Here is a 26,501-nt window from a genome sequence, read left to right as displayed (position 1 = left end):
CTTCACCTTCCGGCATCATCAGGATGTAGTTGCCCGACATGCTCAAACGCCTCGCTTCCCTGGCGCTGATCGTCAGCGCACCGATTCATGCCGCACCCCAGCTCGACCCGGCCCGCGTCCAGCAGTTGGCGGCCACGCCCTACTGGATCGCCCTCGGGCACTACGAGACCGCCAAGCTCGGCGGCTGGCGCAGCTATGTGGACGATCGACGCTTCTTCCTCGCCGAAGATGGCGCCCATCACCCGGACCAGGAGCTGCAGGCCACGGTCGCCGCCCTGTACGCCCCGGCCAGCCTGGGCGACAAGCATGCCCAGTGCGTGTTTCCCGCGCGTACCCGCTGGCTAAGTGAGCAGCTGGGCCTGACCGACCTGCCGAGCCCGGACTGCCAGGAGTTCAAGACCTGGTACACGTCCATCGACCCGCACAGCGCGACGCTGATCTTCCCGGCGGCCTACCTCAACAGCCCGTCGTCGATGTTCGGCCACACGTTGCTGCGCATCGACCAGTCCAGCAGCCGCCGCGACGACACCACGCTGCTGAGCTACGCGATCAACTTCGGCGCCTACATCGAAGGCAGCGACAACAGCATCCTCTATGCCTGGAAAGGCCTGATGGGCGGCTACCCCGGATTGTTCGCGATCATGCCCTACCAGGAGAAACTCTCCGAATACCGCAGCCTTGAGAACCGCGACCTGTGGGAATACCAGCTGGACCTGACGCCGCAGGAAACCGGGCGCATGGTCGAGCACGTGTGGGAGCTCAGGCAGGTCAAGTTCGACTACTTCTTCTTCGACGAGAACTGCTCCTACCGCCTGCTGGAACTGCTGCAGGTGGCGCGCCCGAGCCTGGACCTGACCTCGCAGTTCCCGCTGACCGCGATCCCCACCGACACGGTCAAGGCGGTCAAGCAGTCGGGGCTGGTCTCCGACGTGCGCTATCGCCCCTCCCGCGAGCGCGAGCTGCTGGCCCGCGCCGAGCCGCTGGCGCATGAGGAAAAACAGCAGGTCCTGGCCATCAGTGCCGACACCACCCACCTGCGGAGCCCCGACTTCACCGCCCTGCCCCGCGAGCGCCAGGCGCTGGTGCAGGATGCCGCCTACCGTCTGGAGCGCTACCGGGCCAACGGCCAGGAGCGCGACCCGGCCCAGGCCGCGCGCAGTTTCGAGCTGCTCAGGGCGATCAACCGCAACCCGCCGCCCCCGCTGGCGATCGAGCGCCCGGGCCTGCCCGAGGATGGTCATCAGTCGCGCACCTGGCAACTGGGCGTCGGGACCCGCGAAGACCGCGCCTATGCCGAGTACGGCCTGCGCATGGCCTACCACGACCTCAACGACAACCTGTACGGCTTCCCGCTGGGCGCGCAGATCGAGATCCTCCAGCTCAAGCTGCGCCAGTACGAGGGCAACGACTGGCAGGTGCAGCGCCTGGACCTGGCCACCATCCGCTCGCTGACCCCGCGCAATGAGTTGCTCAAGCCCTGGTCGTGGCAGGTCGCCGGTGGCCTGGAGCGGGTGCCGGGCAAGCACGACGACGAGGTGCTGGTCAGCCACGTCAATGGCGGCGCTGGCGGTACCTGGCAGCTGGGCGACGACCTGCTGGGCTTTGCCCTGGGTACAGTGCGGGTGGAACACCACAACGACTTCGCCGAGTTCATCTCACCGGCGGCCGGGTTCAATGGCGGGCTGCTGTGGCGCAATCCGCTGGGCAACCTGACCCTGGAAGCCAAGGGTGATTACTTCACCAATGGCGAGGTACGGCGCAGCGTGAGCCTGAACCAGCAGTGGGAGATCAGCCGGGACCTGGGGCTACGCTTGAGCGCTTCGCGGCAGTTCAGTCATCTGGCCACGGCGCAGAACGAGGTGATGCTGGAGCTCAAGTGGTACCAATACTGATCAACGTGGCCTTCCTCGTGGGAGCGGGCTTGCCCCGCGATACGTCCGCTGGCTTATCGCGGGACAAGCCAGCTCCCACGACTGCGCCGCGATCCTTCGACAGCGTTTTGACATCGCGCCGACAATTCCCCCCCTAGACTTTCCACCATTACGTCAAAGGTCTGGTGGATATGTCGCGGTATTGGTTGGGCCTGTGTGTCGCATTGCTGCTGGCGGGATGTGAGACCACCCACGAACAGATGGTCAACCAGGGCTATCCCCCCGCCTACGCCGACGGCTTCCAGGATGGCTGCAGCAGCGGTCGCCAGGCCGCCGGGCTGATGGCCGGCGACTTTCGCAAGGATGTCCCGCGCTACCTGCACAATCGCCAGTACGAAAGCGGCTGGGACGACGGCTTCCGCCAGTGCCACGCGATGCAGTCCAACGAAGACCTGCGCGAGTACCGCGAACGCTACTGGGACGAGCGCGACCGCGAGTGGCAGCAGGAAAAGGACCAGGACGCCGCCCGCGCCTATCGCCGCAAGTGACGTCGCAAACGGACAACCGTTGCAACCCGTAACCTGCCACCATGGTCTCCAGTACATGGAGGCCCCTGCATGAGCCGAGCATTCGTCAACGAGGACCAGGCCGCCGCCCAGGCCAGCCAGCCGGTGGAACGGCGGGTCAGCGACCAGCCCAACTATGTCACCGCCACCGGCCTTGCCCAGTTGCAGCAACGGCTGGCCGCGCTGAACGCGCTGCGCGGCGAACTGCAGGCGCAGGGCGAGCGGGCCGACCAACAGCGATTGGCCGATACCGAGCGCGACCTGCGCTACTTCAACGCCCGCGTGCAGAGTGCGCAGGTGGTGCCTGCGGCCACGTCCACGGAGAAGGTACAGATTGGCAGTCGGGTGCGATTCGTCGATGAGGATGGACGGGAGCATCAGGTACAACTGGTGGGCGAGGACCAGGCAGATGCTCTGCATGGGCTGATCAACTGGGGCTCGCCGCTGGGGCAGGCGTTGCTGGGGGCCGGACCTGGGGATGAAGTGTTGTGGCGAAGGCCGGCGGGGGATCAGATGATCGAGATTATTGGAATCGAGGTTGAGGGTTGAGGGGCTGCTTTGCAGCCCCCTGCGATCCGAGATCAGACCACGCCCTGCGCCAGCATGGCATCGGCGACTTTCACGAAGCCCGCGATGTTGGCGCCTTTCACATAGTTGATGCTGCCATCAGCCTCTTCCCCATAATGCACGCACGCATGGTGGATCGACTGCATGATGTGGTGCAGCTTGCTGTCCACCTCGCCCGCGGTCCACAGCAGGCGCATGGCATTCTGCGACATCTCCAGGCCCGACACGGCGACGCCGCCAGCGTTGGAAGCCTTGCCCGGCGCATAGAGGATGCCAGCCTCGATGAAGATATCCACAGCCTCCAGGGTGGTCGGCATGTTGGCGCCTTCGGCCACGCAGATGCAGCCGTTGCGCAGCAGGGTACGGGCGTCCTCGGCGTTCAGTTCGTTCTGGGTGGCGCACGGCAGGGCGATGTCACACGGCAGGGACCATGGTGTCTGGCCCTTGCGGAACTCCAGGCCGAACGGCCCGGCCAGCTCGCTGAGACGGCCGCGCTTGACGTTCTTCAGTTCCATCAGCGCATCCCATTGCGCGTCGTTCAGGCCGGCTTCGCAGAACAGGGTGCCTTCGGAGTCGGACAGCGAGATCACCTTGCCGCCCAGGTCCATGACCTTGCGCGCGGCGTACTGGGCAACGTTGCCGGAACCAGAGATCGCCACGCGGCGACCGTCGATGCGCTTGTCCTGGCGCTTGAGCATCTCTTCGGCGAAGTACACGCAACCATAGCCGGTGGCCTCCGGGCGGATCAGGCTGCCGCCGTAGGTCATGCCCTTGCCGGTCAGCACCGAGGTGAACTGGTTGGCCAGGCGCTTGTACTGGCCGAACAGGAAGCCGATCTCGCGGGCGCCGACGCCGATATCACCGGCCGGCACGTCGAGGTCGGCGCCGATATGACGGTACAGCTCGCTCATGAACGCCTGGCAGAAGCGCATCACTTCGGCGTCGCTCTTGCCCTTCGGATCGAAGTCCGAACCACCCTTGCCGCCGCCCATGGGCAGCGAGGTCAGCGAGTTCTTGAACACCTGCTCGAAGGCCAGGAACTTGAGCACGCCCAGGTTCACCGACGGGTGGAAGCGCAGGCCGCCCTTGTACGGGCCGATGGCGCTGCTCATCTGGATGCGGTAGCCGCGATTGACCTGGACCTTGCCCTGGTCATCGACCCACGACACGCGAAACAGCACCGCGCGCTCGGGCTCGACCATGCGCTCGAGGATGCCGGCCTTGAGGTAGTGAGGGTTTTGTTCGAGGAACGGCCACAGGCTGCGTAGCACTTCTTCCACGGCCTGGTGGAATTCGGGCTGGGCCGGGTCGCGCTGTTGCAATCGGGCCAGGAAATCGTCGACGGATTCGATCATGGTAGACATCTCACCAAGAGGGATAGTTTTTGGTTTTTTCCCGAATGTACCAAGAACCAATCGCACTGGAACAGGGCAAAATGTCGTTTTTATGAAATTATTTGGTGCATTTTCTATAAGTGTATACAGAATCAATGACTGGATCGTGGGAGCGGGCTTGCCCCACGATTGCCTGAACGCGGGCCATCGCGGGGCAAGCCCGCTCCCACGCAAACAAAGACAAACAGCATATTCCAGGCACAAAAATGGGGCCCCGAAGGGCCCCATTTTTGTGCAGCGAAATCCGGCTTACTGGGCCAGTTTCTTGTGACGCACACGGTGCGGCTGGGCAGCGGCGTCGCCCAGGCGCTTCTTGCGGTCGGCTTCGTACTCGGTGTAGTTGCCCTCGAAGAACACCACGCTCGAGTCGTCCTCGTACGCCAGGATGTGAGTGGCCACACGGTCCAGGAACCAACGGTCGTGGGAAATCACGATGGCGGCGCCCGGGAAGTCCAGCAGGGCTTCTTCCAGGGAACGCAGGGTTTCGACGTCGAGGTCGTTGGACGGTTCGTCGAGCAGCAGGACGTTGCCGCCCTCCTTCAGGGTCAGGGCCAGGTGCAGGCGGCCACGCTCACCACCGGAGAGGTCCTTGACGAACTTCTGCTGGTCGCCGCCCTTGAAGTTGAAGCGGCCGACGTAGGTGCGCGACGGGATCTCGTAGCTGCCGATGCGGATCTGGTCGGAACCGTCGGAGATCTGCTGGAACACGGTCTTGCTGCCGTCCAGGTCCTCGCGGCTCTGGTCAACGCAGGCCAGTTGCACGGTTTCACCGATCTCGATGCTGCCCGAGTCCGGCTGCTCCTTGCCCATCAGCATGCGGAACAGGGTCGACTTACCGGCACCGTTGCCGCCGATCACGCCGACGATGGCGCCCTTGGGCATGGCGAACGACAGGTTGTCGATCAGCACGCGATCGCCGTAGCCCTTGGTGACGTTCTTGAACTCGATGACCTTGTCGCCCAGGCGCGGACCGGCCGGGATGTAGATCTCGTTGGTCTCGCTGCGTTTCTGGAACTCCTGCGACTGCATCTCTTCGAAGCGCTGCAGACGGGCCTTGGACTTGGACTGGCGGGCTTTCGCGCCTTTGCGCACCCACTCCAGTTCCTCTTTCATGGCCTTCTCGTGGGCGCTCTGCTGCTTGGACTCCTGGGCCAGACGATCCGACTTGGCCTCCAGCCAGCCCGAGTAGTTGCCTTCGTACGGGATACCGGCGCCGCGGTCCAGTTCGAGGATCCAGCCGGCGACGTTGTCGAGGAAGTAACGGTCGTGGGTGATCGCCACCACGGTGCCGGGGAAGTCATGGAGGAAACGCTCAAGCCAGGCCACCGAGTCGGCGTCCAGGTGGTTGGTCGGTTCGTCCAGCAGCAGCATGTCGGGAGCAGACAGCAGCAGGCGGCACAGGGCCACGCGGCGCTTCTCGCCACCGGACAGGTGCTCGATCCTGGCGTCCCAGGCCGGCAGGCGCAGGGCGTCGGCGGCGACGTCCAGCTGACGCTCCAGGTTGTGGCCGTCGGCGGCCTGCAGGATGGCCTCGAGCTTGGCCTGCTCGGCGGCCAGCTTGTCGAAGTCGGCGTCCGGGTCGGCGTAGGCAGCGTAGACCTCGTCCAGGCGGGCCTGGGCGTCCTTGATCACGCTGACCGCTTCCTCGACCACTTCACGCACGGTCTTGGTCGGATCCAGCTGCGGCTCCTGGGGCAGGTAGCCGACGTTGATGTCGGGCATCGGACGGGCTTCGCCGTCGAATTCCTTGTCGACGCCCGCCATGATCCGCAGCAGGGTCGATTTACCCGCGCCGTTCAGGCCCAGCACGCCGATCTTGGCGCCAGGGAAGAACGACAGGGAAATGTTCTTGAGAATTTCCCGCTTCGGCGGCACGACCTTGCTCAGCCGATGCATGGTGTAGACGTATTGAGCCAAAACCAAGCCCTCTATCAGATAGGTAAAGACACGCGCCCCGGCATGGGCCAGGGGGATGTGATTACGGGGTGTCGTTGAACAAAGTGGGCCATTCTACGCCAACTCGCGGCGTTGCACAGATGGGTAGATGGCGGCGCCGTTCGGCGGCTATCGCGGGTCAAGCCCGCTCCCACGCCAAGGTGTTGTTGCGTGGGAGCGGACTTGACCCGCGATCGAGGTGACGCAGGCTCAGACGTGCGCTTGCTTGACCTTGCCACGCGGCAGGCGGCAACGGTCCGATTGCTCGGCCAGGCGCGCGGCCCAGGCGGCCTTGACGCTGAAACCGCCGCTGCGGGCAGGTTTTTCAGCAGCCTTGGCGGCGGGTTTGCTCGCGACCTTGGCGGGCGCGGCAGCAGGCTTGGCAGGCGCCGGGGCGACGGCCTCGACCGCGGGCTTGGCCTGCTTGCGCAGTTCGGCCAGCGACGGCGTCTTGTTGGCACTGGCGGCAGCCGTGTCCGGCTTGGCCAGCGAACGCTGGCAGGTCTTGCAGGATACGTCCTCGGTCACGGCAGTGCTGACCAGGGTCTGACTGCTGCGCCCACAGGCGGAATCGAGGCCATTGGTGGAATAGTGGGTAACCAAAACCGTACATCTCCGTTGCGTTGACTATGAAGCGGGCGGCATTCTCGCACAGGTTGCAGGGGCTTGCCGAACCGACATGACCGGCTGCCGGGCGGGTCGCCGACAAGCAGACTGGCACTTTGCCATGTTTGCGGGCATGCTAGTCGGCTTCTCGCGTGCGTCTTATAGTGCGCCCAGCGACCACGGCACGCGCCGTGCATGCTGCGAGGACGCAACCCCTGCCATCGCCAGCCAAATCGCAGGACCCAACGCTTGACCAATCTCACGCAACCGTCATCCCTGCGGCCTGCCGACACCTCGGCCGGCACACACCTGCGTGGCTCGCTCAAGGGGGCGCTGGCCCTGCTCGCCCTGGTTTTGCTGGGCTTGCTGTTGTGGCAACTGTTCGCCCAGTTCCGCCATACCCAGGCCGACCTGCGCCAGCACAGCCTGGCGACCAGCGCCGAACTGGCCGACCACCTGAGCCTGAACATGGCGCTCAAGGCCCAGCAATCGCTGAACCTGGTCCAGCCTTACGTCAAACCACCGGCGCCCGCCGCCCTGCCGAGCCTGCTCAGCACCTTGCAGGCGCGCCTGCCGGCCTTGCGCGATCTGGCCTGGCTGGACGCCACCGGGCAGGTTCGCAGCGACAGCCTCGACGGCACGCCGGACCGTCAGTTGATTGACGACCTCCTGCAACTGAACCAGGGCCGCGGCTTCTTCTATGGCAACGGCGCCGACAACCAGCAGGTGTACCTGCTGCTGCGCCAGCCGACCGAGCAGGATCGCGGCTACTGGCTGCTGCGCCTGAGCCCGGACTACTACCAGGAGCTGACCCGCCACCTGGACGGCCCCACCCATCCCCTGTGGCTGCTGGAAAACAGCCGCAGCGGCGAGATCATCCAGCACCACGGCCATCGCCAGACCAGCAACGAGCCGTTGCAGAGCGTGATGCTCGCGTTCATCGACAACAGCACCTGGCAACTGCGCGGCCTGTTCGACGCAGGCCTGGCCCGCGACAAACTGCTGCCGGCGCTGATCGGCAAGTGCGTGCTGGTGCTGTTCTGCGCCCTGCTGCCGGTGCTGGCGCTGATCAACATGCGCCGCCGCCAGCGCGCCCTGCAGGAAGATCGCCGACGCTACCAGGAAATCTTCGAGGGCACCGGCGTGGCCCTGTGCGTGCTCGACCTCTCCAGCCTGCCCGGCCAGCTCGACCGTTACCACCTGCGCAACCGCGCCGCGCTCAAGCAGAGCCTGGCGTTGGACACCAGGCTGCGCCGCACGCTGCTGGCGGAACTGAAGATCACCGAGATCAACCAGGTGGCCCGCCAGCTGCTCAACGTCGACTGCCACGAAGGTGCCTGGCAGCGCCTGATCGAAGGCAGCGGCGACAGCCGCGACAGTGTCGGCATGCAACTGATCGACGCGCTGATCGAAGAGCGCCAGCAGCTTGAACTGGAAGTGCGCCTGCCCGCCCCGCTGGGCGGTGAGCTGCACCTGTGGCTGATGGCCCGCCTGCCCCAGCAGCGTCGCGACTACCAGGCGGTGATCCTGAGCATCAGCGACATCACCAGCCGCAAGCAGGTGGAACTGTCGCTGCTCGAACGCGAAGGCTTCTGGTCGGACGTGGTGCGCACGGTGCCCGACCAGCTCTACGTGCAGGACGTCAACAGCCAGCGGATGATCTTCAGCAACCGCCACCTCGGCCAGACCCTGGGCTACGACCGCGTGGAGCTGGCGCAGATGGGCGACCGCTTCTGGGAAATGCTCCTGCACCCCGGCGACGCCGAGCACTACCGCGCCCTGCGCCAGCAGCAGCGCGACACCAGCTACGGCCAGTCGCTGCACTGTCAGTTGCGTTTCCGCCACCGCGACGGCGGCTGGCGCTGCTACGACATCCGCGAACAGGTGCTGACCCGCGACAGCGAAGGCCTGGTCACCCGCATCATCGGCGTGGGCAAGGACGTCACCGTGCAGATCGAAGCCAGCGAGTCCCTGCGCGATAGCGAGCAGCGCTACCGCATGCTCGCCGAGAGCATCAGCGACGTGATCTTCTCCACCGACAGCCAGCTGCAGTTGAACTACGTCAGCCCCTCGGTACAGGCGGTGCTGGGCTATCAGGCCGACTGGATCTTCGCCAACGGCTGGCAGTCGATCGTCGCCAACCCCGCCCAGCTCAGCGGCGTCTACAACCTGCTGGAGCGGGTCAGCAAGGTGCTGGGCGACAGCGAGCAACTGGCCCTGTTGCGCAGCACCCTGCCCACCCAGCTGTTCCTGTTCGACTGCCTGCGCGCCGACGGCCGCAAGATCCCCATCGAATTGCGCCTGGTGCTGGTCTGGGACGAACACGAGCGTTTCGAAGGCGTGCTCGGCGTGGGCCGCGATATCAGCCAGCAGCGCCGGGCCGAGAAAGACCTGCGCATGGCCGCGACAGTGTTCGAACACTCCACCTCGGCGATCCTCATCACTGACCCGGCCGGCTATATCGTCCAGGCCAACGAGGCCTTCAGCCGGGTCAGCGGCTATGCCGTGGCCGAAGTGCTCGACCAGCTGCCCGGCATGCTCACCGTCGAACAGCAGCAGAGCGCCCAGCTTGGCTACGTGCTCAAGCAGCTGGGCCAGCGCGGCACCTGGGAAGGCGAGGTCTGGCTCAAGCGCCGCAACGGCGAGCACTACCCGGCGTGGGTGGGCATCACCGCAGTACTCGACGACGAGGGCGACCTGGCCAGCTACGTGTGCTTCTTCACCGACATCAGCGAGCGCAAGGCCAGCGAACAGCGCATCCACCGCCTGGCCTACTATGACGCCCTGACCCACCTGCCCAACCGCACGCTGTTCCAGGACCGCCTGTACACCGCCCTGCAACAGGCCGAACGGCACAAGGCCTGGGTGGTGCTGATGTTCCTCGACCTCGACCGTTTCAAGCCGATCAACGACTCCCTCGGCCATGCCGCGGGCGACCGAATGCTCAAGGACATGGCCGAGCGCCTGCTGGCCTGCGTCGACGACGACGACACCGTGGCGCGCATGGGCGGCGACGAATTCACCCTGCTGCTGCAGCCCAAGGCCAGCCGCGAGCAGGCGCTCAACCGGGCCATCCATGTCGCCGAGAACATCCTCGAGGGGCTGGTCACGCCGTTCGTCCTGGAAAACCGCGAGTTCTTCGTCACCGCCAGTATCGGCATCGCCCTGAGCCCGCAGGACGGCAGCGAACTCAGCCAGCTGATGAAGAACGCCGACACGGCGATGTACCACGCCAAGGAGCGCGGCAAGAACAACTTCCAGTTCTACCAGACGGACATGAACGCCAGCGCCCTGGAGCGCCTGGAGCTGGAAAGCGACCTGCGCCATGCCCTGGAGCAGAACGAGTTCATCCTCTACTACCAGCCGCAGTTCAGCGGCGACGGCAAGCGCCTGACCGGCGCCGAGGCGCTGCTGCGCTGGCGCCACCCGACCCGCGGCCTGGTGCCGCCGGGCGACTTCATCCCGGTGATCGAGGAACTGGGCCTGGTGGTCGACGTCGGCGACTGGGTGCTGCGCGAGGCCTGCCGCCAGCTCAAGGCCTGGCACAAGGAGAAGGTGCGGGTGCCGAAGGTGTCGGTGAACATTTCCGCCCGGCAGTTCTCCGACGGCCAGCTGGGCACGCGCATCGCCACCATCCTCGAGGAAACCGGGCTACCCCCGGCCTGCCTGGAGCTAGAGCTGACCGAGAGCATCCTGATGCGCGAGGTCAACGAGGCCATGCAGATCCTCGACAGCCTGAAGAACCTCGGTCTGAGCATCGCGGTCGACGACTTCGGCACCGGCTACTCGTCGCTCAACTACCTCAAGCAGTTCCCCATCGACGTGCTCAAGATCGACCGCACCTTCGTCGACGGCCTGCCCGAGGGCGAGCAGGACGCGCAGATCGCCCGGGCGATCATCGCCATGGCCCACAGCCTCAACCTGGCGGTGATCGCCGAGGGCGTGGAGACCCACGAGCAACTGGAGTTCCTGCGCGAGCATGGCTGCGACGAGGTGCAGGGCTACCTGTTCGGCCGGCCGATGCCGGCCAACCAGTTCGAGGCGCAGTTCAGCAACGAGACGTTGTTCATGTTCCAGTAGTCGCGCCGCGGGTTTCTTTGCGAACGTCGTGGGAGCGGGCTTGCCCCGCGATGGCCAAGCCGTGGCCACATCATTTGACGGCCAAATCGCGGGGCAAGCCCGCTCCCACGCTGACCCCATGCGGCCAGAAAAACCGGACCCCGAAGTCAATTCCAGCCCAGAAACGGCGCGGGTTGCAACATGAGGGCCATTGGTCCGCGACTTGATGCCACTTCATATGCCAGCAGCGAATCAATCGGTTAGAATGCACCCCCAATTCTGCCCGATCCTTGAGGACCGCCATGTTCAGCCGTGATTTGACCATTGCCAAGTACGACGCCGAGCTCTTCGAAGCCATGCAGCAAGAAGCCCTGCGCCAGGAAGAGCATATCGAGCTGATCGCTTCGGAAAACTACACCAGCCCGGCGGTCATGGAGGCCCAGGGTTCGGTACTGACCAACAAGTACGCCGAAGGCTACCCAGGCAAGCGTTACTACGGTGGTTGCGAGTACGTCGACGTCGTCGAGCAGCTGGCCATCGACCGCGCCAAGGAACTGTTCGGTGCCGACTACGCCAACGTCCAGCCGCACGCCGGTTCCCAGGCCAACGCCGCTGTCTACCTGGCCCTGCTGTCGGCCGGTGACACCATCCTGGGCATGAGCCTGGCCCACGGCGGTCACCTGACCCACGGCGCCAGCGTTTCCTCCTCGGGCAAGCTGTACAACGCCATCCAGTACGGCATCGACGCCAACGGCCTGATCAACTACGACGAAGTCGAGGCACTGGCCCTGGAGCACAAGCCGAAGATGATCGTCGCCGGCTTCTCCGCCTACTCGCAGGTCCTGGACTTCCCACGCTTCCGTGAAATCGCCGACAAGGTCGGTGCCTACCTGTTCGTCGACATGGCCCACGTGGCTGGCCTGGTCGCCGCCGGCGTGTACCCGAACCCTGTTCCGTTCGCCGACGTAGTCACCACCACCACCCACAAGACCCTGCGCGGTCCACGTGGCGGCCTGATCCTGGCCCGTGCCAACGCCGACATCGAGAAGAAGCTGAACTCCGCGGTCTTCCCGGGCGCCCAGGGCGGCCCGCTGGAGCACGTCATTGCCGCCAAGGCGATCTGCTTCAAGGAAGCGCTGCAGCCTGAGTTCAAGGCCTACCAGCAGCAAGTGGTGAAGAACGCCCAGGCCATGGCCGAAGTGTTCATCGAGCGTGGTTTCGACGTCGTCTCCGGCGGCACCCAGAACCACCTGTTCCTGCTGTCGCTGATCAAGCAGGAAATCTCCGGTAAGGACGCCGACGCCGCCCTGGGCAAGGCCTTCATCACCGTCAACAAGAACTCGGTTCCGAACGACCCACGTTCGCCGTTCGTCACCTCGGGCCTGCGTTTCGGCACCCCAGCCGTCACCACCCGTGGCTTCAAGGAAGCCGAGTGCCGCGAACTGGCCGGCTGGATCTGCGACATCCTGGCTGATCTGAACAACGAAGCGGTGATCGACGCCGTGCGTGAGAAGGTCAAGGCCATCTGCAAGAAGCTGCCGGTATACGGCAACTGATTGGCAGACGCCTGATGTGAAAAAACCCGGCCATGTGCCGGGCTTTTTTGTGCCTTGTGTGGACGCATGCATATCCTACAAAACCTTGAACGTGATTGTTTAATTCTCCGCTACACACCAAGGTATTTCTGACGCTCTTCTCGGAGAATTACCTCGGTCAAAACACCCGGCTTCGGACATACCGACGCTTTCCTGCAATGCACACTGCTTGCTCCACACCATTGCAGGAAGTGTTTGACATGGCAGTCACTCGAAATCGATTCACCAATTACAGGAGCATGATTCAAAAGTCCGAGCCGGACTGGCAGACATCGTATGCCAAGCATCTTTGCGGATTGCAGGTGCAGCCCATCGCCAGAAATCTACTTCAGGACCAACACGGCAGGACGCTGCAACACTTCTGTACGACCTCCTATCTTGGGCTGGACTACCACCCGGATATCCTCCAAGGGGCGATCGAAGAGTTGGAAAATTCGCGCACCCTACGTATCGCCAACTCGCGCAATCGCTGCCAGCTTCAAGTGCTAGACCAATATGAGGCTGAACTGTCCGAACTGTTTGGATGCGCGTCTCTGGCCACATTGTCATGCAGCGCAGCAAGCTCTGGAGTATTGCCTCTTGTTGCCGCAGGCATTTTCACCGATGGAATGTCGCCCCATATGGTGTTCGACAAGTTTGCCCACTACTCCCTGAACCATATCAAAGCAGCTTGTGCGGATGAGACCGAGGTCCAGACGCTTCCCCATAACGATATGGACCAACTCGAGAGCATCTGCAGGCAACATGGAAGGGTTGCCTATGTTACAGACGGCTACTACAGCATGGGCGGGACGGCACACATGGACGCCTTGCTGTACCTCAAGGAGCGCTACGGTTTGTTCTTGTACTTGGACGACTCACATGCCCTTTCTACGGTAGGTGTTTTTGGGCAGGGCTTTGTCAGGGGGCAACTACAGGAGCTGGATGAAGGGGTCATCATTGTAGCGTCCTTGGGGAAAGCATTTGCCGCAAGCGGTGGCCTGGTCATGCTGGCAAATACCCAACAGAAACACCTTGTACAAAGATATGGCGGTCCTACCAACTGGTCCCAAAGTCTCAATGCCGCAGCTATCGGTGCAGGCCGGGCCTCCGCCCGACTTCACTCCAGCCCTCTGCTGAATACGCTGCAGCAAGCGTTGAGAAACAACATCGAACTGTTCGACAGGCTTTTGCCCACACCTCATGCTGGATCAACATCTCCTATCAGGCTAATACCGCTTGGAGAGGCTGAAGATGCCATTGCTGCGTCGACCTTCCTGGCCAACAACGGGTTCCTCACCTCAGCCGTCTTCTTTCCTGTCGTACCCAAGAATGCTGCAGCACTGCGCATTACGCTCAGAGCAGATATGCAGCCTGGTGAAATCGAGAGCTTCTGCCGGAGTGTCGCTGAGTACCTGGACAGCAACCCTGCCATCGCCCATTTACTGAACACTCAGCCATGACCAAACGGCGAATTCTCTACTTCAGTTGCTTAGCAGTACTGTTGTGCCAGTCGGGTATAACCTTCTACCTACCCATGCTCCCGGCCATTGCTGACGATCTGAATGCAACAGATGAATTCGCCGCACTCAGCCTGAGCCTGTTTCTCGGAGGAATGGGGGCATGCGTAATGCTATGGGGTCGGTTGGGGGTCACTCTCGGTTCAAGCCGTATGCTGACCTGGACGCTACTACTCTACGGCTGTTGCACATTTCTGCTCGCAGTATCACCCGTTGCCTGGGCATTTCTTGTTCTACGCCTGCTTCAGGGAGCCCTGGCAGGCGGCATATCAGTTGCCGCTCGTGCGTTGCTGGTCGAACAGTATGATGGCAAGGATCTGACACGCGCATATAGCAGCCTTTCACTTTGCTTCGTACTCTCACTCGGGGCCTCCCAGTTTATCGGAGCGATGATTGCTACGCTCACGAACTGGCGAGTGGCCATGCTGCTCATCGCGATGCCCTGTGTACTCATGGCAACACTGAAAGGCTGGAATATCGCAGCTCAGCACATAGTTCTCCCGTGCCGAACAGATGAGAGTACCCATCTCCATAAGCTCATTGTGCAACCACGCTTCATTCTACCTGTGCTTGCTGGAGGTTTTGGGTACTCCATCATCGTCGTATTTAGCAGTACAGCGCCCTTGCTTCTCCAGCAGTCCTTCAACTGGTCCATGTGGGAATATGGGCTATTGGGATGGCCAATCAGCATTGCCTATCTGCTCGGCACTCGTCTGGCAAGCACCCTTGCAACCGGTAACAACGAAGTAACGATGCTTCGATTTTCGAGCGCTTTGCTGTTACTTGGCGCACTCATCATGCTTATTGCATCATCACTGTTGAAAAACTCGGCTTACGCGATCTGGCTACCCTATTGCCTGATGCTTGTAGCTCAGGGAATGGCATACCCAGTGAGTCTGTCACTGGCAAGCAGGCAGTCAACAGGAGCTGCTTCTCCTGCCATGGCACTAATCGCTCTTGTTCACCAACTGCTGGCTGCCCTGACGAACTTGATATCCAGCGCCGTGGGCACAAGCCCCACTGTGCTGGTTATGTTATGCGCTGGGTTGGCGTCACTCGCCTGGTTGGCAACGCGCTCCAGCCCCTGAACGCCATCGTCGCTTGCGATGTGAATCTTCTTGATGCATTGCATCAATTGCCAGATAAGCACCTGCTTGAGTGCCGCCTCAGATACCACTTCAGCCAGGCCTTCCTCCAAAAGGAAGTCATCAAAATCCGTCCCTTTGTGAAGGTTCATTCGGTCTTCCTCGCTTGAGTAAGTAGAGGTAAAAAAATGCCGCCATAAGGCGGCATTAGCAAGTCAGATACTTCTGACTCCCTCGTGACTCAACGCCTCAAACCCTATCCGAATTTTCTCCTCCGGCAACTCATCGGCGATAAACACCATCACGCTTTCGCGCATCTCGCCTTCCTTCCACTCGGCGTCCCAGTCAAACCCGTACAGCTTCAGCACCCCTTGGAACACCAGGCGGCGGTCCTCGCCGGCAATGTTCAGTACCCCCTTGTAGCGCAGCAATTGCTTGCCGTGCTCTTCCAGCAGCTCGTTCATGAAGTCGCTGAGCCGATCAATGTCCAACGGCGTTTCGGTGCGCAGCACCAACGTCGAGATACGGTCAGGGGTAGCGGGCTTGAGCAGCGGGCGCAAAGTGGGCTTGAGGCTGATGCCCAGGTCCGGGTTGAGGTTGAAGCCGCGCACATCGAGTAGTTCGGCCAGGTCGATGCGGCCGTGCTCGACCACGCGGATCGCCGCACGGCCATTGATACGCGCCAAGCGCTCGTGCAGGGCGTCGACCACCTGTGGCTCGACCAGGTCGGTCTTGCTCAGCAGCAGGCGGTCGGCGAAGCCGACCTGGGCCTGGGCGATGGCCTGGGTCAGGTGCAGCTCGGCGTGGGCGGTGTCGACCAGGGTGATGATGCCGTCGAGGATATAGCGCTCACGCAACTCTTCATCGATGAAGAAGGTCTGCGCCACCGGCGCCGGGTCGGCAAGGCCGGTGCATTCGATGACCAGGCGATCGAAGGCGATTTCACCGGCATCCAGCCGTTCGAGCAGCAGGTACAGGGCCCGGGTCAGGTCGCCATGGATGCTGCAGCACACGCAGCCGTTGGCCAGGGTCATGACCTGCACCGGTTCATCGCCCAGCAGCTGGCTGTCGATGCCGGCCTCGCTGAATTCGTTCTCGATCACGGCGAGCTTCAGGCCATGCTCGGCCTTGAGCATGTGCTTGAGCAATGTGGTCTTGCCGGCGCCAAGGAAGCCGGTCAGCACGGTAACGGGAATCGGCGTTTGCACGCGGTTGTCTCCTGCAGCTGAAAATGAAAGTGGGAGCCCGGTTGCCCGGGCTCCCACTGGTTCACGCGTGTCGCGGGTTCAACAGCACTTGGGCCCGGACTTGCCACCATAACGCGCTTCCTGGCGCTCTCGGAAGAACTCCTCGTAGCTCATCACCGGCTTGTCCGGGTGCTTCTTCTGCATGTGCTCGACATAGTTGTCGTAGTCGGGCATGCCGACCATCAGGCGGGCGGCCTGCCCCAGGTACTTACCCAGTCGACCCAGGTCGTTGAACATCGCGGCGGTCCTCTCAAGCGTCAGGCAGGGCCTGGAACGGGGTTTCCTTGTCGCTGCGCTCCTTGCGACCCAGGGCGGCGAGGCCGACCTTGACGGCGAAGAACAGCACGCTGAACACCACCACCAGGAACAGCACGGTCAGGCCGGCGTTGGTGTAGGCGTTGAAGATCACGTGCTGCATCTGGCCGATGTCCTTGGCCGGGGCCAGCACCTGGCCGGCGTCCAGCGCGGTGCTGTACTTCTTGGCCAGGGCCAGGAAGCCGACCGCCGGGTTCGGGTCGAACAGCTTGATCAGGCCCGCGGTGGTGGTGCAGATCAGCAGCCACACGGCCGGCAGCAGGGTGACCCAGACGTAGCGCTGGCGCTTCATCTTGATCAGCACCACGGTGCCGAGCATCAGGGCGATGCCGGCGAGCATCTGGTTGGAGATGCCGAACAGCGGCCACAGGGTGTTGATACCACCCAGCGGGTCGATCACGCCCTGGTACAGCAGGTAGCCCCACAGCGCCACGCAACCGGCGGTGCCGATCAGGTTGGCGGTCCACGACTCGGTGCGTTTCAGCGCTGGCACGAAGCTGCCCAGCAGGTCCTGCAACATGAAACGCCCGGCGCGGGTACCGGCGTCCACGGCGGTCAGGATGAACAGTGCCTCGAACAGAATGGCGAAGTGGTACCAGAACGCCATGGTGTTCTCGCCCGGCAGCACCTGATGGAGGATCTGCGCGATACCGACCGCCAGGGTCGGCGCGCCACCGGCACGGGCCAGGATGGTGTGCTCGCCGATGTCACGGGCGGTGGCCTCGAGCTGCTCGGGGGTGATCATGAAGCCCCAGCTGCTGACGGTCTGCGCCACCGAGACAACGTCGGCACCGACCACCGCGGCCGGGCTGTTCATGGCGAAGTACACGCCCGGCTCGATCACCGAGGCGGCGACCATGGCCATGATGGCGACGAACGACTCCATGAGCATGCCGCCGTAGCCGATGTAGCGAGCGTTGGTTTCATTGTCCAGCAGCTTGGGCGTGGTCCCCGAGGAGATCAGCGCGTGGAAGCCGGACACCGCGCCGCAGGCGATGGTGATGAACAGGAACGGGAACAGGGTGCCCTTCCACACCGGGCCGGTGCCGTCGGTGAACTGGGTCAGCGCCGGCATCTTCAGTTCGGGCGCGATGATCAGGATGCCGATGGCCAGGCCGACGATGGTGCCGATCTTGAGGAAGGTCGACAGGTAGTCACGCGGCGCCAGCACCAGCCACACCGGCAGCACGGCGGCGACGAAACCGTAGCCGACCAGCATCCAGGTGATCTGCACGCCGGTGAAGGTGAATGCCGGGCCCCACACCGGATCCGCAGCGATCTGGCCCCCCAGCCAGATCGACAGCAGCAGCAGGACCACGCCGATGACCGAGATCTCACCGATGCGGCCCGGGCGGATGTAGCGCATGTAGATGCCCATGAACATCGCGATCGGGATGGTCGCCATCACCGTGAACATGCCCCACGGGCTCTCGGCCAGGGCCTTGACCACGATCAGCGCCAGCACCGCAAGGATGATGATCATGATCAGGAAGCAGCCGAACAGGGCGATGGTGCCGGGGATGCGGCCCATTTCCTCACGGACCATGTCGCCCAGCGAGCGGCCGTTGCGGCGGGTGGAGAGGAACAGGACCATGAAGTCCTGCACCGCGCCGGCCAGCACTACGCCGGCGATCAGCCACAGCGTGCCGGGCAGGTAGCCCATCTGCGCGGCGAGGACCGGGCCCACGAGCGGGCCGGCGCCGGCGATGGCGGCGAAGTGATGGCCGAAGAGAATGTGCTTGTTGGTCGGGACGTAGTCCAGGCCATCGTTGTTGAGTACCGCGGGCGTGGCCCGGCGGGGGTCGAGCTGCATCACCTTGGTGGCGATGAACAGGCTGTAGTAACGGTAGGCGACCAGGTAGAGGGCCACTGCCGCGACCACGATCCACAAGGCGTTGATTGCCTCACCGCGACGCAGGGCAACCACACCCAGCGCGCAGGCCCCTATGACTGCCAGCGCCAGCCACGGAATGTGGCGTAGCAGGCTATTATTGTTGTTCATGGTTTACTTCCAGCTGGTGGATTGGAAAGACCGCCCATCGAGTCTAGGGCGAGTCAAAGCGCATTGCCACACTTGCTTTGGTCTAGAGCCTCTGCGGCCAGATTGCGGTACCTGATACGGCAACATAACCCACTATAGTCAGGTTGAACCCCCGAGGGCTTTTCCCATGAGCGACCACGACGAACGCCGCCGCTTTCAACGCATCGCCTTCGATGCCCCCACTGAACTGCGCCAGGGCGAGCGGCGCTGGCCGGTGAAACTGCTCGACCTGTCGCTCAAGGGCTTGCTGATCGAGCGCCCCGATCCCTGGAATGCCGACCTCACCCAGGACTTCGAAGCGATCATCCACCTCAACGACAAGAAGACCCAGGTGCTGATGCAGGTCGAACTGCGCCACGAGGAGCCGAGCCGTCTGGGTTTCATCTGCCTGCACATCGACATCGATTCGATGACCCATCTGCACCGTCTGGTGGAACTGAACGTGGGTGACAGCACCGAAATGATGCGCGAGCTGCGCGAACTCATCGAAGATTGATATCTCTTAGCCTGCTATCTATCTGGCTGTGACGGCTTTCCTGTCCAGCCAGACAGCTTTCCTACGCCTGTCAGCCTGTTTGTACACACCCCTCTGGAACAGCCTCCTGCATGTTGGAACGCAACCTGCATCCAGGTTTCACGCACCCTGGACGCACCCGTTCCGTCGCTACGATCAAAACTTTGTATACAATTTTTGTGGCAATTTTTTGTGGTAGTTGTCTACAGTAGCGGCACAACAATAAACAGAGAGCCTGCTCCAATGACCACGTCCCCCAGCACGTCTCCCGCCCCGCGCCCCGAGGACGAAAACCTCGGCCTCGGCGCCAACCTGGCCTACGGGCTGCAGCATGTCCTGACCATGTATGGAGGGATCGTCGCCGTACCCCTGATCCTCGGCCAGGCCGCCGGCCTGGCCCCGGCGGAAATCGGCCTGCTGATCGCCGCCTCGCTGTTCGCCGGGGGCCTGGCGACGTTGCTGCAGACCCTGGGCCTGCCGTTCTTCGGTTGCCAGCTGCCACTGGTGCAGGGTGTATCGTTCGCCGGCGTGGCGACCATGGGTGCGATCCTCGGCAGCCAGAGCGGTGGCGGCTTGCCTTCGGTGCTGGGCGCGGTGATGGCGGCTTCGCTCATCGGTTTCCTGATCACCCCGGTGTTCTCGCGCATCACCAAGTTCTTCCCGCCGCTGGTCACCGGCATCGTCATCACCACCATCGGCCTGACCCTGATGCCCGTGGCCGCACGCTGGGTGATGGGCGGCAACAGCGCCTCGCCGGAGTTCGGCAGCGTGGCCAACATCGGCCTGGCCGGGCTGACCTTCGCCATCGTCCTGCTGCTGAGCAAGCTGGGCAGTGCGAGCATCTCGCGCCTGTCGATCCTTCTGGCCATGGTCGCCGGCACCCTGATTGCCTGGGCGCTGGGCATGACCGATTTCAGCAAGGTCACCGAAGGCCCGATCTTCGCCTTCCCCACGCCGTTCCACTTCGGCATGCCGACCTTCCATATCGCCGCGATCCTGTCGATGTGCATCGTGATCATGGTGACCCTGGTAGAAACCTCGGCGGACATCCTCGCGGTGGGTGAGATCATCGACACCAAGGTCGACTCCAAGCGCCTGGGCAATGGCCTGCGCGCCGACATGGCGTCGAGCATCCTGGCGCCGATCTTCGGCTCGTTCACCCAGAGCGCCTTCGCCCAGAACGTCGGCCTGGTGGCCGTGACCGGGGTGAAGAGCCGCTACGTGGTGGCCACCGGCGGGGTGATCCTGGTGGTGCTGGGCCTGCTACCGATCATGGGCCGGGTCATCGCCGCGGTACCGACCCCGGTCCTCGGCGGCGCGGGCATCGTGCTGTTCGGCACCGTGGCGGCCAGCGGCATCCGTACCCTGTCCAAGGTCAACTACAAGAACAACGTCAACCTGATCATCGTCGCCGCCTCGCTGGGCTTCGGCATGATCCCGATCGCGGCGCCGACCTTCTACCACAACTTCCCGAGCTGGTTCGAAACCATCTTCCACTCCGGCATCAGCTCGGCGGCGATCATGGCCATCCTGTTGAACCTGATCTTCAACCACTTCACCACCGGCAACTCGGAGAACCAGTCGGTATTCGCCGCGGCCTACGAACGCACCATCCAGTACTCGGACATCTCGGCCCTGCGCGATGGCGACTACTTCAAGGATGGCAAGCTGTTCGACGCCGACGGCAACGAGGTTCCGGTGCTGGAGCTTGACGAGCACGGCAACGAGGCGCCCAGGCGCAAGGCGGTTGCCGAACACTGATCGCTGACCAGGACGGTCATCGAGGGGGAGCCGACGCGCATCGTCGGCTCCTTTTTTTCGTCTCGAGCATGTGCGCAAGCATGCACTGTGGGAGCGGGCTTGCCCCGCGATCCGGTCTGTCGGTACAACATCACTTCATGACCGGTCGCCATCGCGGGGCAAGCCCGCTCCCACGTTCAACCTCCTCAGTCGCCCTAGCCGTGCGCCACGAAGTACCGGTTCAACACATTCAGGTCCCCCGCCTCCAGCACCCCCGCCAGATAGCGCAACTGCAACCACGCCCGCAGGTACTCATGGCGTGCCTGCGTCAGGTCGCGCCTGGCACCGAACAGCTGCTGCTCGGCGTCCAGCACATCGAGGTTGACCCGTTCCCCTCCCCGCACGCTCTTGCGCGTGGCCTGCACCAGGGCCGAGGCCGCCTTCACCGCAAGGTCGTAGGCACGGATCTTCGCCGTGCCGCTGGCGCACAGATTGAACTGCCGACGCAGCTGGTTGAGCGTGTCGCGCAGCTGCGCATCCAGCTCGAAACCCGCGGCATCACGCTGGGCCCGGGCCTGGCGCACCGACGCCTGTACACCGCCCCCGGCAAACAACGGCACGCTCAACTGCACGCCGATGCTGTCGGTGTCGTAACGCTGGTTGTAGCTGCTCTCGGAGCTGGAACTGGAAATGCCCTTGCTGGCATAGGCACTCAACGAAGGCAGGTGCCCGGCCCGTTGCCGCTCGATGTTCTGCTCGGCGACCTCGAGCCCGTGGCGCTGGCTGGCCAGCTCGGCGTTATGGGCGACGGCCAGGTCGCGCCAGGGTTCGAAACGTGTGGGGGTGAGCGGCTGGACGCGAAAATCGCCGGTCATCGGTGCCAGGTCCTCGACCGCCACCGGTTCGCCGATGATCGCCTGCAAGGCGCGCAACGCCGCATCGAGATTGTCGCCGGCCTCGATTTCCTGGGCCTGGGCCAGCTCGTAGCGTGCGCGGGTTTCCAGTACATCGGTACGGGTGCCCTCGCCGCCCTTGAGCAGGCGCTCGTTGAGGGTCAGCTGCTCGGCGTAGGTGCGTCGCTGGGCCTGGGCCAGGGCGATCTGTTCGTTGGCGAACAACGCTTCGCTGTAGGCACCGAACAGACGCACCATCAACTCCTGGCCACGGCCACGATAGCGCTCGTCGGCCAGGGCGGCCTGGGCCACGCCACGGCGGTAATCGCTCCAGGCGGCATAGTCGAACAACGGCTGCTCGAGGGTCAGGGTCGAACTGTAGCTGCGGTAGTCGCGCTGGGTGGTCACATCGCCGAACTGGCTGCGCTGGGTCACCTCGGAATCGTTGCGGGCACGGTTGTAGCGATACGACAGCCTCGGCAGCAGGCCAGCACGACCGATCGCCAGGTTCTCGAGCCCAGCCTCGCGCTCGGCGATGGAACCCTGCCAGGTGGGATCGTTACGCAAGGCCAGGGCATAGGCGTCGCCCAGGTCCAGGGCCTGCGCCGACAGGCTGGTGAACAACAGCAGCGGGCAGGCGGCACGCAAAAGCACGGACATCCCCTTATTCCTCGGCCAGGGCGACATGCACCCGGTCAGCCAATGGTTTGAACAGGTAGTTGAGCATCGAGCGCTCGCCGGTTCGCACGAAGGCCTCCACCGGCATGCCCGGGCGGATATCCAGGCCGGCCAGTTGGCCAAGGCCCTGCTCGCTGACCTTGATGCGCACCTGGTAGTAGGGCTGCTGGGTCTTTTCGTCGAGCAGGCGGTCGGCGGAGACGAGGGCCACCTCGCCATCCACCCGTGGCGTGGTGCTCTGGTTGAAGGCGACGAACATCAGCTCCACCGGCAGCCCTGGGCGCAGGCGGTCGACCATGTCCACCGAAGCCCGGGCGTCGACCAGCAACGGCGCATCGCGCGGCACGATCTCCATCAGTTGCTGGCCCCGGGCGATGACACCGCCGTTGGTGAACACGCTCAGACCAACCACCGTGCCGGCCACGGGGGCCCGCACCTGGGCATGGGCCAGCTCGAATTCGGCGCTGCGCAGGCGGTTGTCCAGGTCCTCGGCGCTGGCCTGCAGCTCGGCGAGCTGCTGGCGCACCTCGTTCTGGTACTCCTGCTGGCGCTGACCGATGCGCAGCTTGAGTTCCAGCACCTGGCGCCGGGTGCGACCGATGCTGCCGAAGTCCTCGGCGATCGAGCCGTTGACCTGGGCCAACAGGCGCTCGCTGTCGAGCAGGCGATTGCGGGCGATGTAGCCGTCCCGGGCCAGTTCGCGCAGGCCGCCCAGCTGCTCGTCCAGCGCGTCACGCTGGGCCTGTTTGCTGGCCAGCGAGCCTTGCAGGCCCTGCAACGAGGCTTCGGCGCCGGCAATGCTCTCGCGCAGGCCACCGAGCTCCATATCCAGCGCCTGGGCGCGGCTGCTGCGCAGTTGCCGCTGGCTCTCCAGCACCGTGGCCACCCAGGCACTGGCGGCCTGGTCACGCAGGCCTTGGGGGAACTCGATCGAGGCCCTGCCATCGCGCTCGGCCAGCAGGCGCGCCTCGGCGGCGCGGGCGTTGACGTACTGCACCCGCAGCGAACCGACCTGGGCCTGAGCCTGGGTCGGGTCCATGCGCAGCACGACCTGGCCGGCGCTCACCGTGTCACCGTCACGCACCAGCAACTGCTCGATCACCCCGCCCGTGGGGTGCTGCACGGCCTGTCGGCTACCGGCGACCATCACGCTGCCGCTGACCGGCACGCCTTTGTCCAGCGGCGCCAGCGCGGCCCACAGGAGGAAACCGCCGAAACCTGCCAGCACCAGCCAGCGGCCCACCCGGCCCGGTCGGTGTTCGTCGAGGCTGAGTAGGCTCGCCTCGGTCTTTTGTGTGGAGAGGGCGTGTACGCTCATGGTGTCAGGCTCTTGGCTGGCCGAAGGTGACGCTCAGGCCGATAGGGTTGCGTGTCGAGGATGGCGCGACGGGGGCGGGAGCCGGCCGGGCGGCCCGCTGTGCGTCCTGCAGCACCCGGGCGGTGGGGCCGAAGGCCTGCAACTGGCCGCCCTTGAGCATCAGCAGGTTGTCCAGGCCGGCCAGCAGCGAGGACTTGTGGGTAATCAGGATCAACGTGCGCTTGTGCTCGCGCAGCCTGGCAATGGCCTCGACCAACGCCTGCTCCCCAGCCTCATCGAGATTGGAATTGGGCTCATCGAGCACGATCAGCGCCGGCAGCCCATACAGCGCCCGCGCCAGGCCGATGCGCTGGCGCTGGCCGCCGGACAGGCCCAACCCGCCCTCCCCCAGCAGCGTGTCATAGCCTCCCGGCAGCTTGAGGATCATGTCGTGCACCCCCGCCAGCTGCGCCGCGGCCACCACCTGCTGGGCATCCACCGCGCCGAGCCGGGCGATGTTGTCGGCGATGCTGCCGGCGAACAGCTGCACGTCCTGGGGCAGGTAACCGATATGCTGGCCCAGCGCGCCACGGTCCCAGACCCTCAGGTCCGCGCCATCCAGGCGGACCTTGCCGCTCGCCGGGGCAACGGCGCCGACCAGCAGCCGCGCCAGGGTCGACTTGCCCGAGCCGGACGGACCGATGATCCCCAGTGACTCACCCGCCGGCAGTTCGAAGCCCAGGTTGTTCAGGCACAGACGGCTGCTGCCCGGCTGCGTCGCGCCCACCTGCTCGACCGTAAGCTTGCCGAGCGGCACCAGCAACGGCATGCCCGCCGAACGCGGCGGCTGGGCCTGCAGCAGCTCGCTGAGGCGCTGATAGGCCAGGCGCGCACCACTCCATTGGCGCCAGGCACCGATCAACTGGTCGATCGGCGCCAGCACCCGGGCCATGAGGATGGAACCGGCGATCATCATCCCCGGCGTGATCAACTGCTCGATGGCCAGCCAGGCGCCCAGGCCGAGCACCAGCGACTGCAGGGCCAGGCGCACGGTCTTGGTCAATGCGGTGACCGCCGCGGTACGCTCGCTGCCCAGGTTCTGTCGGGCCAGGAAGCCATGGTGCAGGCGCGCCCAGCGCTGGCGTACCGGCGCCAGCATGCCCATGGCCTCGATCACCTCGGCGTTGCGCAGGTTGGCGCTGGCCTCCAGACCGGCCTGCTGCGACAGCTGCCCGGCCTCGGCGAACGGCGCCTGGGTCAGGCGCTCGTTGACCCAGGCCAGCAGCGTCAGCAGTATCGCCCCCAACAGCGCCATCAGGCCGAGCCATGGGCTGAACATGAACATCACCAACAGGTACACCGGGAACCACGGCGCGTCGAAGAACGCGAACAGGGCCTGGCCGGTGGCGAACTGGCGCAGCGCGGTCAGGTCGGCGAGCATCTGCCCCCCGGCGCCCTTGTGCCCGGCCAGGCTCGCCTCGTAGGCGGCCTCGAACACCCGTGGGTTGAGGTCCATGTCCATGCGCGTGCCCAGGCGGATCACCACCTGGCTGCGCAGCCACTCCAGCAGGCCCATGAAGGCGAACACCCCGAGCACCATGAGGCTGAGCATCAGCAGGGTCATCTCGTTGCGCGACGACAGGACCCGGTCGTAGACCTGCAGCATGTACAGCGCCGGGGCCAGCATCAGCACGTTGATCACCGCGGTGAACAGCGCAACGTTGCCAAGCCCGGCACGGCAGGCCCTGAGCGCCCGCAGCACTTCATTGGCCGCGGCGGGAGCGGTTCGCATTTGTTGGAAACCTCGTAGAAGGCGCCGACCAGCGATTGCATTCGCCCTGTCGTCGCCACAGAATTCGCACCGCCGCAGCCTGGGCCCGGCAAAGACACGGGCTGCGGGGTAAGTGCATCAGATCAGCGAATGGCGGGGTGACCTTCCATTCGCTTTTTCATGCCTGCGCTCAGGCCGCCAGGGCCAGGTCCTCGGGCAGCGCCTGCACGCCGACCGCTTCGGCGGCAGCGGCGTGAACCGGGCCGGCGGCCAGGGCCGCGTCGATCTGGGCGAAGGTGCTGTTGGTGGAGACGCCATAGTCGGCCAGCAGGTTGTCCAGCACGGTTTCCAGCGCGCCGGTCTTGCCCTGCATGAGGTTGTAGATGACGTTGTGCACGTCGTTGCCGGCACGGCCGGCGCCTTGCGCGGCGTTCAGGTCCAGGCCGTCGAAGCTCACGGCCAGCGACTGCACGCTGTAGTTGCCGCTGGCGTCCTTGAGCAGATTGTTGCCCAGGGTCACGGTGTCGAGTTCGCCGTACAGGTAGTGGTTCAGGTTGTTGCCAGCCGGCAGTGCCGAGTCCCAGACATAGTGCAGGCCGGTCTGGGTATCGCTCTGGGCGATCACGGCGTAGTTGGAGCCGTTGGTGCCGCGAATGGCGTACTGGCTGCCATCGGTGCCGCCTTCGTTGAAGCCGCCGGTGTTGCTGGCGTTGTGATCGGCAGTCTTGAAACCGGTGGCCCAGACCGACAGGTACTGGTCGACGGTGACGTTGGCGAAGGAAGCCGCGTAGGTAACGGAAAGAGACATTTCAATTCCTCTTGGTCTTG

18 protein-coding genes and 2 pseudogenes are annotated in these 26,501 nt (G+C 64.2%); 9 read left to right on the top strand and 11 right to left on the bottom strand.

Features of this window, described 5'->3' with window-relative positions:
- Positions 1-38: 38 nt before the first annotated feature.
- The 3 genes from HU751_RS19205 to HU751_RS19195 all read left to right on the top strand — a co-directional run bounded on the left by HU751_RS19205 (position 39) and on the right by HU751_RS19195 (position 2,986).
- Complete coding sequence (locus HU751_RS19205; RefSeq protein ID WP_186734200.1) at positions 39-1,892, top strand: Lnb N-terminal periplasmic domain-containing protein; 1,854 nt, start codon at positions 39-41, stop codon at positions 1,890-1,892.
- A 170-nt stretch (positions 1,893-2,062) separates the two neighbouring features.
- Positions 2,063-2,419, top strand: a complete 357-nt coding sequence (locus HU751_RS19200; RefSeq protein WP_050706896.1) for a hypothetical protein — start codon at positions 2,063-2,065, stop codon at positions 2,417-2,419.
- Between the two features lie 69 nt (positions 2,420-2,488).
- Entirely contained in the window at positions 2,489-2,986 is a 498-nt protein-coding gene (locus HU751_RS19195; protein ID WP_186734199.1) for a GreA/GreB family elongation factor, read from the top strand.
- Positions 2,987-3,018: 32 nt separating this feature from the next.
- Here HU751_RS19195 and gdhA read toward each other — a convergent pair whose 3' ends face one another.
- From gdhA to HU751_RS19180, 3 genes are all read right to left on the bottom strand, one after another.
- Positions 3,019-4,359 carry an NADP-specific glutamate dehydrogenase gene (gene gdhA, locus HU751_RS19190; protein WP_186734198.1) on the bottom strand — a complete coding sequence of 447 codons (1,341 nt, stop codon included), beginning with the start codon at positions 4,357-4,359 and terminating at the stop codon, positions 3,019-3,021.
- A 288-nt stretch (positions 4,360-4,647) separates the two neighbouring features.
- Complete coding sequence (gene ettA / locus HU751_RS19185) at positions 4,648-6,315, bottom strand: energy-dependent translational throttle protein EttA (protein ID WP_186734197.1); 1,668 nt, start codon at positions 6,313-6,315, stop codon at positions 4,648-4,650.
- 228 nt (positions 6,316-6,543) lie between these two features.
- Entirely contained in the window at positions 6,544-6,936 is a 393-nt protein-coding gene (locus HU751_RS19180) for a hypothetical protein (protein WP_186712966.1), read from the bottom strand.
- 951 nt (positions 6,937-7,887) lie between these two features.
- Between HU751_RS19180 and HU751_RS19175 the strand changes: the two are divergent.
- The 4 genes and pseudogenes from HU751_RS19175 to HU751_RS27125 form a co-directional block, all read left to right on the top strand.
- Positions 7,888-11,019, top strand: a pseudogene (locus tag HU751_RS19175) (sensor domain-containing protein); the annotation flags it as partial.
- A gap of 281 nt (positions 11,020-11,300) precedes the next feature.
- Positions 11,301-12,554, top strand: coding sequence for a serine hydroxymethyltransferase (gene glyA / locus HU751_RS19170; RefSeq protein WP_028691350.1), 1,254 nt, complete (start codon positions 11,301-11,303; stop codon positions 12,552-12,554).
- Between the two features lie 230 nt (positions 12,555-12,784).
- Positions 12,785-14,035: an aminotransferase class I/II-fold pyridoxal phosphate-dependent enzyme gene (locus HU751_RS19165; RefSeq protein WP_437181059.1), complete on the top strand. Its 1,251-nt coding sequence runs from the start codon at positions 12,785-12,787 to the stop codon at positions 14,033-14,035.
- Positions 14,032-15,015 (top strand): annotated as a pseudogene (locus HU751_RS27125) (MFS transporter); the annotation flags it as partial. The gene HU751_RS19165 and the pseudogene HU751_RS27125, both read left to right, overlap by 4 nt.
- Positions 15,016-15,053: 38 nt before the next feature.
- Here the strand turns inward: HU751_RS27125 and HU751_RS26860 are convergent.
- The 4 genes from HU751_RS26860 to HU751_RS19145 form a co-directional block, all read right to left on the bottom strand.
- Positions 15,054-15,329: a hypothetical protein gene (locus HU751_RS26860; RefSeq protein ID WP_050706907.1), complete on the bottom strand. Its 276-nt coding sequence runs from the start codon at positions 15,327-15,329 to the stop codon at positions 15,054-15,056.
- A gap of 63 nt (positions 15,330-15,392) precedes the next feature.
- A complete protein-coding gene (gene yjiA, locus HU751_RS19155; RefSeq protein WP_186734194.1) occupies positions 15,393-16,385 on the bottom strand; it encodes a GTPase in 993 nt (330 codons plus the stop codon).
- Positions 16,386-16,463: 78 nt separating this feature from the next.
- The gene (locus HU751_RS19150) at positions 16,464-16,661 is read right to left on the bottom strand and encodes a YbdD/YjiX family protein (RefSeq protein ID WP_186712971.1); all 198 of its coding nucleotides are present in this window, start codon (positions 16,659-16,661) and stop codon (positions 16,464-16,466) included.
- Positions 16,662-16,674: 13 nt separating this feature from the next.
- Positions 16,675-18,741, bottom strand: coding sequence for a carbon starvation CstA family protein (locus HU751_RS19145; protein ID WP_050706910.1), 2,067 nt, complete (start codon positions 18,739-18,741; stop codon positions 16,675-16,677).
- A 166-nt stretch (positions 18,742-18,907) separates the two neighbouring features.
- Here HU751_RS19145 and HU751_RS19140 point away from each other — a divergent pair, with 166 nt between their 5' ends.
- The gene (locus HU751_RS19140; RefSeq protein ID WP_028691346.1) at positions 18,908-19,276 is read left to right on the top strand and encodes a PilZ domain-containing protein; all 369 of its coding nucleotides are present in this window, start codon (positions 18,908-18,910) and stop codon (positions 19,274-19,276) included.
- Between the two features lie 261 nt (positions 19,277-19,537).
- Positions 19,538-21,055, top strand: coding sequence for a nucleobase:cation symporter-2 family protein (locus HU751_RS19135; RefSeq protein WP_050706911.1), 1,518 nt, complete (start codon positions 19,538-19,540; stop codon positions 21,053-21,055).
- Between the two features lie 194 nt (positions 21,056-21,249).
- Here the strand turns inward: HU751_RS19135 and HU751_RS19130 are convergent, their stop codons facing one another.
- From HU751_RS19130 to HU751_RS19115, 4 genes are all read right to left on the bottom strand, one after another.
- Complete coding sequence (locus HU751_RS19130; protein ID WP_186734193.1) at positions 21,250-22,587, bottom strand: TolC family outer membrane protein; 1,338 nt, start codon at positions 22,585-22,587, stop codon at positions 21,250-21,252.
- A 4-nt stretch (positions 22,588-22,591) separates the two neighbouring features.
- A complete protein-coding gene (locus tag HU751_RS19125) occupies positions 22,592-23,923 on the bottom strand; it encodes an HlyD family type I secretion periplasmic adaptor subunit (protein ID WP_186734192.1) in 1,332 nt (443 codons plus the stop codon).
- 4 nt (positions 23,924-23,927) lie between these two features.
- On the bottom strand, positions 23,928-25,694 hold the full coding sequence (locus HU751_RS19120) for a type I secretion system permease/ATPase (RefSeq protein ID WP_186734191.1): 1,767 nt from the start codon (positions 25,692-25,694) through the stop codon (positions 23,928-23,930).
- A gap of 169 nt (positions 25,695-25,863) precedes the next feature.
- Positions 25,864-26,481: a heme acquisition protein HasA gene (locus HU751_RS19115; RefSeq protein ID WP_186734190.1), complete on the bottom strand. Its 618-nt coding sequence runs from the start codon at positions 26,479-26,481 to the stop codon at positions 25,864-25,866.
- Positions 26,482-26,501 lie beyond the last annotated feature (20 nt).

The organism is Pseudomonas peradeniyensis, from assembly GCF_014268935.2.
Classification (GTDB): domain Bacteria; phylum Pseudomonadota; class Gammaproteobacteria; order Pseudomonadales; family Pseudomonadaceae; genus Aquipseudomonas; species Aquipseudomonas peradeniyensis.
The sequence above is the reverse complement of the archived record's forward strand: the minus strand, read 5'-3'. Positions and strand labels throughout refer to the sequence as shown.

Excerpts from the sequence above, each read along its gene's own strand:
- HU751_RS19120 (WP_186734191.1), bottom strand. The coding sequence starts at position 25,694 with ATGCGAACCGCTCCCGCCGCGGCCAATGAAGTGCTGCGGGCGCTCAGG.
- HU751_RS19125 (WP_186734192.1), bottom strand. The coding sequence starts at position 23,923 with ATGAGCGTACACGCCCTCTCCACACAAAAGACCGAGGCGAGCCTACTC.
- HU751_RS26860 (WP_050706907.1), bottom strand. The coding sequence starts at position 15,329 with ATGAACCTTCACAAAGGGACGGATTTTGATGACTTCCTTTTGGAGGAA.
- HU751_RS19205 (WP_186734200.1), top strand. The coding sequence starts at position 39 with ATGCTCAAACGCCTCGCTTCCCTGGCGCTGATCGTCAGCGCACCGATT.
- HU751_RS19135 (WP_050706911.1), top strand. The coding sequence starts at position 19,538 with ATGACCACGTCCCCCAGCACGTCTCCCGCCCCGCGCCCCGAGGACGAA.
- gdhA (WP_186734198.1), bottom strand. The coding sequence starts at position 4,359 with ATGATCGAATCCGTCGACGATTTCCTGGCCCGATTGCAACAGCGCGAC.
- HU751_RS19200 (WP_050706896.1), top strand. The coding sequence starts at position 2,063 with ATGTCGCGGTATTGGTTGGGCCTGTGTGTCGCATTGCTGCTGGCGGGA.
- HU751_RS19115 (WP_186734190.1), bottom strand. The coding sequence starts at position 26,481 with ATGTCTCTTTCCGTTACCTACGCGGCTTCCTTCGCCAACGTCACCGTC.
- glyA (WP_028691350.1), top strand. The coding sequence starts at position 11,301 with ATGTTCAGCCGTGATTTGACCATTGCCAAGTACGACGCCGAGCTCTTC.
- HU751_RS19145 (WP_050706910.1), bottom strand. The coding sequence starts at position 18,741 with ATGAACAACAATAATAGCCTGCTACGCCACATTCCGTGGCTGGCGCTG.
- HU751_RS19140 (WP_028691346.1), top strand. The coding sequence starts at position 18,908 with ATGAGCGACCACGACGAACGCCGCCGCTTTCAACGCATCGCCTTCGAT.
- HU751_RS19130 (WP_186734193.1), bottom strand. The coding sequence starts at position 22,587 with ATGTCCGTGCTTTTGCGTGCCGCCTGCCCGCTGCTGTTGTTCACCAGC.
- HU751_RS19150 (WP_186712971.1), bottom strand. The coding sequence starts at position 16,661 with ATGTTCAACGACCTGGGTCGACTGGGTAAGTACCTGGGGCAGGCCGCC.
- HU751_RS19195 (WP_186734199.1), top strand. The coding sequence starts at position 2,489 with ATGAGCCGAGCATTCGTCAACGAGGACCAGGCCGCCGCCCAGGCCAGC.